Source organism: bacterium (assembly GCA_035419245.1).
Taxonomy (GTDB): Bacteria; Zhuqueibacterota; Zhuqueibacteria; order Residuimicrobiales; family Residuimicrobiaceae; genus JAKPUX01.
The window spans coordinates 53,092-61,919 of sequence record DAOLSP010000019.1 but is presented as its reverse complement, the minus strand read 5'-3'; the positions used below and the strand labels follow the sequence as shown (position 1 = coordinate 61,919).

Annotated in this window: 6 protein-coding genes and 1 tRNA gene; all 7 read left to right on the top strand. The window is 57.0% G+C overall.

The window, feature by feature from the left end; genetic code table 11:
- The first annotated feature begins 170 nt into the window (after window positions 1-170).
- The 7 genes from PLH32_15830 (at window position 171) to PLH32_15800 (ending at window position 8,825) form a co-directional block, all read left to right on the top strand.
- Complete coding sequence (locus PLH32_15830; GenBank protein ID HQJ66076.1) at window positions 171-1,130, top strand: sigma 54-interacting transcriptional regulator; 960 nt, start codon at window positions 171-173, stop codon at window positions 1,128-1,130.
- A gap of 188 nt (window positions 1,131-1,318) precedes the next feature.
- A complete protein-coding gene (locus PLH32_15825) occupies window positions 1,319-3,454 on the top strand; it encodes a S46 family peptidase (protein HQJ66075.1) in 2,136 nt (711 codons plus the stop codon).
- A gap of 37 nt (window positions 3,455-3,491) precedes the next feature.
- Window positions 3,492-4,664, top strand: coding sequence for a redoxin family protein (locus tag PLH32_15820; GenBank protein ID HQJ66074.1), 1,173 nt, complete (start codon window positions 3,492-3,494; stop codon window positions 4,662-4,664).
- Window positions 4,665-4,729: 65 nt separating this feature from the next.
- Entirely contained in the window at window positions 4,730-5,506 is a 777-nt protein-coding gene (locus tag PLH32_15815) for a glycerophosphodiester phosphodiesterase family protein (GenBank protein ID HQJ66073.1), read from the top strand.
- A gap of 41 nt (window positions 5,507-5,547) precedes the next feature.
- Window positions 5,548-5,619, top strand: a tRNA-Glu gene (locus tag PLH32_15810).
- Window positions 5,620-5,772: 153 nt separating this feature from the next.
- Window positions 5,773-7,881, top strand: coding sequence for a glycosyltransferase (locus PLH32_15805; protein HQJ66072.1), 2,109 nt, complete (start codon window positions 5,773-5,775; stop codon window positions 7,879-7,881).
- The gene (locus PLH32_15800) at window positions 7,869-8,825 is read left to right on the top strand and encodes an acetyl-CoA carboxylase carboxyltransferase subunit alpha (GenBank protein HQJ66071.1); all 957 of its coding nucleotides are present in this window, start codon (window positions 7,869-7,871) and stop codon (window positions 8,823-8,825) included. The genes PLH32_15805 and PLH32_15800 overlap by 13 nt, the downstream gene beginning before the upstream one ends.
- Window positions 8,826-8,828: the final 3 nt, after the last annotated feature.

Sequence of the window (8,828 nt, the reverse complement as noted above, 5' to 3'; positions counted from 1 at the left end):
TTTTTGGCGCTAAAAGAGATAATATTAAGAGGGATAGAGTGTAACATTCTTATGACAATCTCTCTCCAGTTCGACCTGGCCACCGCCGACAGCACCTGTAAGGCAAACACTCTGATTCGGACTTAATCCATCAGCACCTATTGATCTCGCCACATTGAGGAATGCACCCTATGAGCAATCTTTGGGAGGAGTATCTCGTGCAAGAGGATTTGATCGGCCATTCACCCGCGATCTATCAAATCCGGCGATCCATTCCGATTTTGGCCAAAGGCGATCAGCCCGTTCTCATCACCGGCGAACCGGGCACCGAAAAACTCCTGATCGCGAAACTCATTATCGATAACAGCAGCCGCAAAAAGGCGCCGGTCTTCATCACCGACGCGGCCAAACTCAATAAAACTTTCGATCAGGAACTCCAGTCGCTCATCCAGCAGAGCGACCAGCCGCGCGAAGGAAGTCTGCAGGGGACCCTGATCGTCCAGAATCTCGAATACCTGGACCGGGAAGCCCAGGCGCGACTCATGAGCTTCGCCCAGGGCGGCTATTTACAATTTCTCCACTCGAGCGAACCGATAGCCGCCGATTTTCGCATTATTTCCACTGCCACAGGTAAACTCCAGGAGTATACCAAAGAAGGCCTCTTCAACTCCGAGCTTTACCTCACCCTGAGTGCCATGACCGTGAAACTCCCAGCGCTGCGCGAACGCAAGCAGGATGTCGTCGCTTTTTTTGAATTCTACCTCGATTTCTTCTGCCGCAAGATGGGGCGAACCGTGCCCCCGATGCCCTTTGAAGTTTTTCACCAGATTCTCAAATATACCTGGCCCGGTAACGTGAAAGAGATGGAAAATGCCGTGCGCAGCGTCGTCGTCTCATCACCGGAGGGCACCCTGCTCATGGAAGCACTGCCCTTCGTCGACGAAGCGGAAAAATTTCAACGCGTCGAGCTGCAAAGTCTCAACCGGGCCGTCGCCCAACTCGAGAAGGAGATGATCGAACGCGCTCTGCGACGTTTCGCCGGCAACCAGTCGCGCGCGGCCCAGGTGTTGCACCTCTCCGAACCCAACTTGCGCTTCAAGATGAAAAAACTCGGCATCCGCAAGGAAGAATTTATCATGGGCAGCGAATAATCCGGCGAGCCCTGGCGTGAAAGATAAGGTTCTGTATAAAGTTGTATAATCCTTTTACTGGTGGCCCAGTCTCGCAGTGACGAGACCGGGCCTTTTCTTTTTAACCCCGCCGCTTTTCTCTTTTTTCTTTGCCGAAATTTCCCTATTTTGCTGCGATGATGACGGTACACCCATTCACGGAGAAGGCCATGCGTTTTGTTGCCCGAGCTCTGCTCTTTTTGTTATCCCTCGCCACAGTCAGCGCGGCTGAAGAGGGGATGTACCCGGTTAACGACCTCCAAAAATTCGACCTGAAAAACGCTGGTTTTACCTTGTCAGCCCGGACGATTTTCAATCCCGACAGCATCAGCCTGACCGATGCGGTCGTCAATATCGGCGGCTGTACCGGCTCTTTCATCTCCGCCCAGGGTCTGATCCTGACCAACCACCACTGTGCCTTCTCTGCAATCCAGCGCGCCAGCAGCAAGGAACACGATTATCTACAGCAAGGCTTTTATGCCCGGACGCGAGAGGGCGAGTTCCCTGCGAAAGGGTACACGGTGCGCATTACGGAATCGTGCCGTGAGGTCTCGGAACCGATCCTCAATGCCATGAGTGCTGCCGTAGATTACACAGCCCGGAGCAAGGCGAAAGAGAAAACGTACAAGGAATTGATCGCTGCCGCGGAGAAGGAAAATCCGGGCAAACGCGCGGAGATTGCCGAGATGTTCCCCGGTAAAAGCTACATGCTCTTCCTCTATACCTATCTCACCGATGTCCGCCTCGTCTATGCTCCACCCTTGGGCATCGGCAATTTCGGCGGAGAAGAGGACAACTGGGTTTGGCCGCGTCATACCGGTGACTTTTCCCTCATGCGTGCCTACACCGGTCCGGATGGCAAAACAGCTGAGTATGCCGCAGCAAATGTGCCCTACAAACCGAGGGTGTTCCTCCGCCTGGCGCCGCAGGGACTCCGCGAAGGTGACGCGGCCCTTATCCTCGGCTACCCCGGCCGCACCTTTCGCCATTATCCCGCCCGCTATCTCGAGTTCGAGAGCACACAAAGAATGCCCTGGATCGTGGAGTGGTACGGTTATCAGATCGAGAAGATGGAGGAGATGAGCCGGCTTGATCGCAGCGTGGCCATCACGCTCTCTTCCGCCATCAAGGGCCTCGCCAATACCTGTAAAAACTACCAGGGCAAACTCGAAGGCCTCCGGCGGCTCGACCTGGTCTCCCGCCGCCGGTCCGAGGATGAGGACCTGGCCCGCTTTATTGCCGCCGACTACGCACGACAGCAACGCTACGGCTCCTTGCTTGCCGACATCGAAGCCTACTATGCAGAGAGTTCGGCGCGCTTTGAACGCGACAAGCTGATGGATGCCCTGCTGGGCAGTTCGACGCTGCTCTCGACAGCGTATACCCTTTACCAGTCAGGAACCGAGCTGGCCAAGCCGGATCTTGAGCGCGACACCGCCTTTATGGAACGGAACCTCACCCGCACTAAAGAGCGCCTGCCGCTCGCCCTTGCGGCCTTCTATTTGCCCAAAGACCGCCTCTTCCTCAGCCAGATTCTGCAAAGACTCCAGGCCCTGCCACCGGAAGAGCAACCGGAAGCGGTCCGCAAGCTGCCCAAGGGGAAAAAACTGGAGTCCACGCTCGACCGCTATTTTGCCAGGAGCCGATTACGGGAGAGCGAGCGGATCTTGCCGCTCTTCGGCAAAAATGTAGCGGACTTGCTCAAGACCGGCGATCCCTTCATCTCCTTGGCCGCGGAGCTGCATCCCGATTTGGTCCGCCAGCGCGAATTTCGCCGCGCTCACAGCGCCCGCCTCGAGCGGCTTCTGGCTGATTACACCGATGTCAAGCAAGCTCGCGCCGGCCACGATTTCATCCCCGATGCCAACGGCACCCTGCGCCTGACCTGGGGTCATATACGGGGCTATTCACCCCGGGATGCCGTATATCTTGCCCCCTTTACGACCCTCCATGGCATGGTAGAAAAAAATACCGGCACGGAGCCCTATCAAGCGTTTCCTGCGCTGCTGGCTCTGGCAGGGCAGGGGCCCCAAAGTGCCTATATCAATCCCGATCTCCGAGATGTTCCTGTCGACATGCTCTATGACATGGATACCACCGGAGGAAACTCGGGCAGCCCGGTTCTCAATGGTCACGGCGAGCTGGTGGGACTCAATTTCGACCGCGCCTACGAGGCGACCGTCAATGACTACGCCTGGAGTGCAGCCTACAGCCGCTCCATCGGACTCGATGTCCGCTTTATCCTCTGGGTGCTGGATAAAATATCCGGAGCGCAAGAACTGCTGCGCGAAATCGGCATCCAATAGAAATACCGTACCTCCTGTTTGTAGAAAGGTGAAAATAATGAAAACCTATCTTATCCTGGCGCTCGGCCTTGCGATGGCTATTTGTTCAACATCATGTAAAAAAAGCGCTTATGTTGATCTTGGCAAAAAAGCCGTCGAAGTGGACAGCCTGATCATCAAAGCCCGCGCCGCGGGACACAACAACATGGACAGCCTGCGCGCGGCTCGCAAGGAAAAAGCGCTCGCCTTTATCAACGGCGTTGATCCCTTTCGGATTGATGCCGCCAATTATCATGCCGCTGCTCGCCTCTTTTACGCAGCCGGCAAGCCGGATTCGGCCAGACAGCTGCTGGAAAAATTTGCGCTCTCCCAGAACGATCCGGAACCCTTGAGCCTGCTTTTCAAGCTGTATATGGAAAAGGGTCAGATCGACAGGGCGGAGCAGCTCTTCCTGGAAAAACTGAAGGCCCTCGCCGGCGAGCAGAAGGAAGCGATGTACATGGAACTGATCTATGGCTATGAGGAGCAGAACGCCCTGGACAAGGCGCTTAGCCTGGCAAACGCCGCCATCGCCGAATTTCCTGCGGAAACTTCATCGGGAATCGCACTCGAAAAGGCCGAACTGCTCCACCTCAAGGGGGACAAGGCAGGAGCGCTGGCGCTGCTGAAGAGGCTCAAAGCGGACAAAACGCTGGATCCCCGTTTGGTACGCGCTGTGGACGCCAAATCGAATCTCTACAACCTGATCGGCAGCCCGGCCCCGGAATGGCAGGCCGGGGAGTGGATCGATTCCCGTCCCCTGAAGCTCAAGGAATTGCGCGGCAAGGTTGTCTTCCTCGATTTCTGGGCGCCCTGGTGCGGCCCTTGCCGTGCCATGTTTCCCCATGTTAAGAAGCTCTATGAGGAATATGCCGGCAAAGGTCTGGTTATCATCGGCCTGACCCGCTATTACGGCCGCTTCAATCAACTCGGCCAGAACCTCCGCGACATCAAACCGGCCGAGGAACTGGACTGGATCAAGAAATTTAAGAGCTTCCACCAGATTCCCTTCGCTTATGCCATTGCCGGCGGTGACCAGGCTGCCACCAACGAGTTGAGTTATGGCGTCTATGGCATCCCGCACATGGTCCTCATCGATAAAAAGGGCATTGTGCGCGAGTATGCGATCGGTTCCGGTCCCGCTTCTGAATTAAAGCTGAGCCAGGCTGTGGCCCGTTTGATCGCTGAATGACTGGAAATCGGTCGATCTAGCAAAATCCAGAGAGTGGATACCGAGCTGCAAGGGAAGAGATACCGATGGATCCCTTCTTCATCCCGCACCGGCCGCTGCTGCTCGCCCATCGCGGAGCCTCCGGGCATGCCCCTGAACTTACGATGGCCGCTTTCCGGCTCGCCGCAGCGATGCATGCAGATGGTTGTGAGCTGGATGTCCAACTTTCCGCTGATGGCCACGTCGCTGTCTTCCACGATGAGACACTGCGCCGCACCACCGGCCGACCGGAGCGGCTCGACAGCCTGAACTGGACCGATTTGCAGGAGTTGGATGCAGGCCGCTGGTTCTCCAGCACCTTCACCGGCGAGCGCATCCCCGGTCTCGAGCAAATTCTGCGACTGGAACCCCGTACCTGGCGTCTCAACATCGAGCTGAAAGGAACACCTTCCCCACGGCTCCTTGCTGAGCGGGTCGCGGAACTGGTTCATCATGAGCCGCATCCGGAGCGCTTGATTTTCACCTCTTTTGATCCGGAAGCCCTTAGCCATCTCGCGACCCTGATGCCGAAGGCGCGTCGGGGCCTGATCTTCGCACATCAATGGCCGCAGGATGAAGCCCTCGCGGCGTGGCCAATCTGGAGCGTGGAACAGAGTCTGCTGACACGGACGCGAATCCAGCAGGCGCATGCGCGCGGGATCCGGGTGTGCGCATGGACCGTAAATTCGGTCGAGGCGATGCGCCATCTGATGGCACTCGGCGTGGATGCGATCATCACCAACTATCCCGACCGATATCATCAAGCTTGGTCTATTTTTTCTGCAGAAAACGAGAATTCTCTTGATTTCAATGTAAAAAAATGATAAATTATAATTCTTAATGAATTTCATTGGCCTGTTTTAGCGTCCCCATCGTCTAGGGGTCAGGACTCGGGATTTTCGATCCCGTAACAGGGGTTCGAATCCCCTTGGGGACACGCGCATAGGGCGGCACCGATAGCCGCCCTTTTATTTTATGCTGGAAAAAATGAATACGACTCAGTCTGGCTGCACTATTCCATTGCGAAAGTGCGCCTTTTTTTGTATGTTTAAAATCAAAGCAGCAGATGGACGCGATAAATGGCGCTTGCATGACCCTGAGCATCATCATCGTCAGCTATAATGTCCGCGAATTCCTCGAACAGGCCTTAATCTCGATCGAGCGGGCGACCGCCAATCTCGACTGTGAGATCCTGGTAGCCGATAATAATTCCATGGATGGCAGCGCCGAATTCGTGCGGCGCCGTTTTCCGACCGTTCGGCTCATCGCCAATTCGGAAAACCAGGGCTTTGCCCGCGCCAATAATCAGGCGATTGCACTCAGCCGTGGACGCTATATCTGCCTGATCAATCCCGACACCATTGTTCAGGAAGATACCTTTACTTCACTACTCGCGTTCTTTGAAAGCCATCCCCGGGCCGGATTGTTGGGATGCAAGATCCTAAATCCGGACGGCACACTGCAGCTCGCCTGCCGCCGTAGCTTCCCAACACCCTGGGTCGCTTTCACGAAAATCGTCGGGCTTGCCGCCGTATTCCCGCGCAGCCGCCTCTTCGGCCGCTACAATCTGACCTACCTGGATGAAGAGACTACTTGCGAGGTCGAGGCGATCTCCGGTTCCTTCATGCTCCTCCGCCGCGAGGTCGTCGACCAGGTCGGCCTGCTTGATGACGCCTTTTTCATGTATGGGGAGGACCTCGATTATTGTTTTCGTGTTCACTCCGCCGGCTGGAAGATCTATTACGTCCCTGAGACCCGCATCATTCATTTCAAGGGGGAGAGTTCGAAGCGCAGCCCCTTCGAACAGCGACGCCTCTTCTATGAAGCCATGCGCCTTTTTGTCAATAAGCACTTTGGCTCGAACCGCGCCTGGATGCCTTCCTGGGCACTGATCATCGCCATCCGCATGCGCGCTCTAGCGGCCTTTTGCAGTGCGCTGTTATCGCGGGCGGCCTGGCCGCTGCTCGACCTGGGCCTGATGACCCTCTCCCTGGGCGCTGCAATCTACTTCCGCTTTGCGCCGCGCTTTCCCTGGGACGCCTTTTTGATTGTGCACGCCATCTATAGCGCGTTCTGGCTGGCAGCACTGGCCGCACAAGGCGCCTATGGTGCATGGCGCCTCTCTGTGGCCCGAAGCGGCGTCGCTGTGCTGACCGGACTGGTCATCAACAGCGCGATCACCTTCTTCTTCAAAGAGATCGGCTTTTCGCGCCTGGTGGTCCTCTATGCCGGCGCCTTGAATCTTCTTGCGCTACCAGGCTGGCGTCTTCTGCTCAAGCTTGCGGCCCAGCTCCAGGGCCGTCGCTTTGGACGGAAACTGCAAACCTTGGGCCTGCATCGCTCCGTAATCCTGGCCGGTGACCTCCCCAGCTGTGAGGCCCTCAGCGCACGTCTCCGCCGCCGCATGGATCCGGTCTACGAAATCTGTGCGATGGTGTTGCCCGAGCAGCACGAGGAGGTCGTCGCTCTTCAAGGCATCCCGGTCTACGTCGGCTTATCCCATTTGCGCGAATTGCTGCAGCGCGAAAAGGTCCAAGAGGTCATCTTCGCCACCGACCGCCTGCCCTACCAGGAGATGCTCGCCGTCATTTCGTCCTGCACCGGCTCGGGTGTCAGTTTCAAATTGGTGCCCAGCAGCATGGATGTCATCATCGGCAAGGCTTCGGTGGAATATATCGAGGACATGCCCCTGATGGAGATCCGCTATACGCTGCAAAGCCCTCTCTATCGTCTGATCAAGCGGCTGAGCGACCTTTCCCTTGCCTCGCTCCTTCTGCTGATCACCTGGCCGGTCTGGCTATGGCTGAGGCTGGTCCGGGGGGTGCATCAAAAAGCAGTCCCCTACTTCAACGGCCGGCAGCAGCGGTTGGTGATTCATGAATGGGATGTACCCGCGGATACCCGCAAGTGGTGGCTGCTGTTGCCGTGGATTGCCGCAATCTGGCGGGGCGAAATGAGTTTTGTTGGCCCCCGGCCGGAGCGACAGGCCGCCAGCGTACCGCTCGCCTGGGCTCTGCGTCCGGGTTTGACAAGTCTTGAAGAGGTCGATTATCCACAACCCGCAACCGGGGAGGAGAGAGAGCGTTCACGCCTCTATTATCTGAAGAACTATTCTCCCTTTCTCGATGCGGAGATTCTGATTAAAACCCTGATCCATTATGGGCAAAAAAGAGAGCAGGTTTGGCCATGGCTGGATTGATACTGGAGTTTGAAAAACCTATCGCCGAAATTGAACGGCGCATCGCGGAACTACGCGAATACTCCGCAAGCGAGGATCTCGAGATGCACAAGGAGATCGAACGGCTGGAGGAAAAAGCCCGCCAGCTGCGCGAGGAGGTCTACAGCAATCTGACGCGTTGGCAGCGCGTCCAGCTTGCACGCCATCCTAACCGGCCCTATACGCTCGATTATGTCCGCTGGATGATGCCCGATTTCATGGAACTGCACGGCGATCGCGCTTTTGCCGACGACCCGGCCATAGTATGCGGCATCGGCACACTCGGCACCCGTCCGGTCACGCTGATCGGCCATCAAAAAGCGCGGGACACTCGCGAGAAAATCCGCCGTAATTTCGGCATGCCCAACCCAGAGGGGTACCGCAAGGCGCTGCGGCTGATGCGGATGTCGGCCCGTTTCAAACGTCCGGTAATTTGCCTGGTGGATACCCCTGGTGCGTTTCCCGGGACCGGCGGGGAAGAGCGCGGGCAGGCCGAAGCCATCGCCAGAAATCTGTTCGAGATGGCCCACCTGCCGGTGCCGATTGTCGTGGTCATCATCGGCGAAGGGGCCAGCGGCGGCGCACTCGGAATCGGGGTCGGCGACCGCATCCTGATGCTGGAAAACACCTGGTACTCGGTCATCACCCCGGAAGGATGTGCAGCCATTCTCTACCGCGACAGCGCCAATGCACCCCTGGCGGCGGAAGCAATGAAAGTGGCCCCGGCCGATCTCCTGGAATTGGGCGTAATCGACCGTATTCTCAAGGAACCGCGCGGCGGCGCCCACAACGACCACGAAGGCGCGGCTGCGCTGGTCAAGGAAGCCCTGGTAGAAGAACTGGAAGCACTTGCCGAAATCAAACCCGCGGAGCTGGTGCGTCGGCGTATCGATAAATTTGCCCATATGGGCGTCTGGGACGAATAACTG